Annotated in this window: 3 protein-coding genes; 1 reads left to right on the plus strand and 2 read right to left on the minus strand. The window is 43.9% G+C overall.

Annotated features, from left to right (window positions below; all coding sequences use genetic code 11):
- The first annotated feature begins 1 nt into the window (after position 1).
- A complete protein-coding gene (locus tag BG32_RS11535; protein WP_259459698.1) occupies positions 2-778 on the plus strand; it encodes a protease complex subunit PrcB family protein in 777 nt (258 codons plus the stop codon).
- On the opposite strand, the gene BG32_RS11540 is transcribed toward BG32_RS11535, so the two are convergent.
- The gene (locus BG32_RS11540) at positions 761-2,110 is read right to left on the minus strand and encodes a deoxyribodipyrimidine photo-lyase (protein ID WP_006492132.1); all 1,350 of its coding nucleotides are present in this window, start codon (positions 2,108-2,110) and stop codon (positions 761-763) included. The two genes, BG32_RS11535 and BG32_RS11540, sit on opposite strands and share 18 nt — an antisense overlap.
- Positions 2,107-3,119: DUF1722 domain-containing protein (locus BG32_RS11545; RefSeq protein ID WP_259459699.1), on the minus strand; the 1,013-nt coding region annotated here is incomplete at its 5' end. The genes BG32_RS11545 and BG32_RS11540, both read right to left, overlap by 4 nt.

A 3,119-nucleotide genomic window follows, 5' to 3' on the forward strand; every position in this document is an offset into this window, starting at 1 on the left:
CATTGTTCTTCTTTCCCCTTTTCTGGTCGCTTTTCAGGTAGACTACACGGAGCTTTCAAGTTACGAGCCGCTCGTACTCGATGAAAGCACAGGAACTAGAACAAAGAGCGTTGATTTCTCCGTTCTTTCTGCAAGCGATTCCAATAAAGTTGTGATTATTGCTTCAGGTTGGCTATTCGATCCTGAAAGCGAAGAGCAGGAACGGGAGGCATCAATTCAGCTGAAAGTAAATGGTGAATGCTATGAGAAGATAGTTTCCTTGGCTAGACAGGGGCTTTATTTTGTAATGAAGCCGTTTTTGTTATCATTTGAAAGGGGGTATTCGTTGTCCGTAATGGAATTAGTACTTGACTATGAATCGGTTTTGGAGGATGCGGTGAAAAAGCTTGAGTATGAATGCCTTGCATTAGAGATAGAGAGGAGCATTGAATCAGGAATTTCCGTTGGTGTTGTGGAAGAAAAAGGGTTCAGAGAAACCTCGGTAATATCAGGCGAACCCGTCCTGATAATAGCAGCCGGAGAAAAACCTACTGGAGGATATGAAATTGCTGTAACAAGCGTTCTCCTTACTGAGGCTAGAACCATAAAAGTATACGCCACGCTCCACTCACCCGGTCGCGGGGAATTTGTTACTCAGGCCTTCACATACCCAAGAAAGGCGATCAAGATTCTTGGCCTTGTCCCAGGCATTTATGACCTAATACTTGAACTGGAAGTAATGAAAGATGAAAAAGTAATTGATACTGAAGTTTTCAGTTCGTCACTTTCTGTCGAATGACAGATTATCGATTCTTTTGACGTAGGAATCGATATCGAATTTCCTTTTGAGACCGTTTGAGTTCATATATCTGACCTTACCGTAGATCTCGCGTTCAGACCACGCTCTGTCGTGTTTTCCAAAGCACCAAAGGATACCGGCGTACCCGTTTGGATCCCGTCCGTCCAGTTCATACTTGTCGTTAAGGTATATTGCCGAGCTAATAGCGCTTTCGGGATCGGTGCTCCATTCAAGAAGCTTCTTTCCCCAGTACATTCTCATGTAACCATGCATTTTCCCGGTAAGGGTCATTTCCTTTTGAGCTGCATTCCAGTAAGGATCATCGGTCTTACCACTTTCAAGTTCGAAAAGTGAGAAGGATCGAACTCTCTTGTCCTTCCGGTGCTCATTCAGAGTCTTCTGAGCCCACTGAGGCAGTGCTTCAAAGGAATCGTATTTGGAATTATAGAAGACGAAGTTCATACTCAGTTCTCTCCTGACCACCAGTTCTTCGATATACGCATTTTTCCCCCTTGAACAGGAATCGATTACTCTTCGTGCGATGTAAGAAGGTGAAATGTGTCCAAAGTGAAGAAAGGGGCTCATTTCTGACAGGCACCCGGAATTCGGATCATTTCTCTCTTCTTCAAACCGGTCTAGATTCTTCGAGAGAAATATCTCAAGTTTCCTTTTTGCTTCTTTCTGACCCCCTCGGAAACCGGAGATAATGGATACGCTCTGGTCAAGGTCGGAAAGATCAACGTCTTCAATACCCGTAGCACCTTCAAATTCAGCAAGCGAAGCTCTGAAACTTAGTTCCACAGATTCGAAATCACTTACGAATTCAGCAAAATGCTTCATAACCTTCTTCCTGAAAGTCGCTGCGCTGTATTCTTCTTTACAACTTGCCGTTCTTACAGGAACTACCACATTACTTTCAACAGAAAGAAACGGACATTCTAGTTTTTCAGCGATCCTCTTCCTCCAGTCTATCTGGTGTCGTAGATAACCTACGTCTGTTACCACCATAGCACAACGTTTAGATACTTTGGGGACTATATCGACCGGATCTCCCTTAAAAATCACGAAGCGGATTCCCTGTTCTTCGAACTCCGATTTCACATCTCTCAAACCGTCAAACATGAAGGAAAAACTCCGCAGGTTTCCTGAGGGGTAATTAGCGTTTAGAACGAAAAGCACAGCAAGTGGAACATCAAGTTCTTTCGCTTTTTGTTTAGCAAGTTCAAGAGCATGATTCTCTTCAGTTCTCTGTGAAGCTTGCATCCAGTATAAAACAAGATTCCCGCGTCGATCACTGCTCTTATTCAACTTGTGGGCCCTATCTGCTCTCATTTTCCCGATCTGCCCTTTCCAGAATCTGTTATTTCGACGAGGTCTTCAGGATAAGGCTCGAAGAAAGTCTGCCGCGCGAGATATTCGCTTTCAAATGCAACGACGTAAGATCGTAAAATGTATAGAGGGACGCTCAGCGGAATCTTTCCCTCCCTATATCTTTCGAGTGTGTCGAGAAAGAATCTCTTTTCCGAAGACGATATGTACTTTGAAAAGTAACCCAGTCCATGCATCAAGACATTGATGTGCGAGGTGTGTCTTGGTGGGGTTGACATCGTTTTGTAGAAATGAGAGGAATACTCGTCATAGACTTCTCTAATATCTCTGGAATCCATCTTCCCCACAATTGCACCCATAATCCTCATTTCGTTTTGATTGTACGACATGAATAGCAGCTTGTTGTCAGATTGAAAATCCACCAGCCCTTTCCTGGTAAGATTATTCGAGAGTTCTCTGAACCGGGAGACCGTGAAAAGTGTGGTCAAGAAGTGCTCTCTTATTATGAAGTTTGATAGCCTTCCATCGTCTTCAACTGGAAGGAAGTTGAACCTATCAATAACGATTCCTCCAAAAAAACCAGAGTCTCTACCGGATGACATTACCTTACCTTCCCCGGGATACACTTTCACATCTTTTATGCCACAGGTTGGCGATGCAGATTTGAGAATAAAACCGTCAACTCCGCTCAAACCATCGAGAAACCTGTGAGAGTAATCTGTGAGACGCTCTGTAACATCGTTACCTGTCAGGGGTTGAATTAACCTTATTCCATCGGACTTTCTTACCATTCTTACAGGGGCTCGCGGTGCACCAAGTCCGATATCGAATTCGGGACACACGGTAAAGTACTGGACGTATTTCTTCAGCCTTTTGACGAATTTGCTTGGAATCATCTGGCCGTTGTATCTGCAGGTATCGAATCCGAGACATCTACTGACCACGACTTGCGGTCTAGAGTGTATCAAAGTTGTGTCCTCCTTTTTATTCGAGGAAAGAGAGAATTTCTTCA

This window comes from Mesotoga sp. HF07.pep.5.2.highcov (genome assembly GCF_003666285.1).
In the GTDB taxonomy this organism is placed as follows: Bacteria; Thermotogota; Thermotogae; order Petrotogales; family Kosmotogaceae; genus Mesotoga; species Mesotoga prima.

Excerpts from the sequence above, each read along its gene's own strand:
- BG32_RS11540 (WP_006492132.1), bottom strand. The coding sequence starts at position 2,110 with ATGAGAGCAGATAGGGCCCACAAGTTGAATAAGAGCAGTGATCGACGC.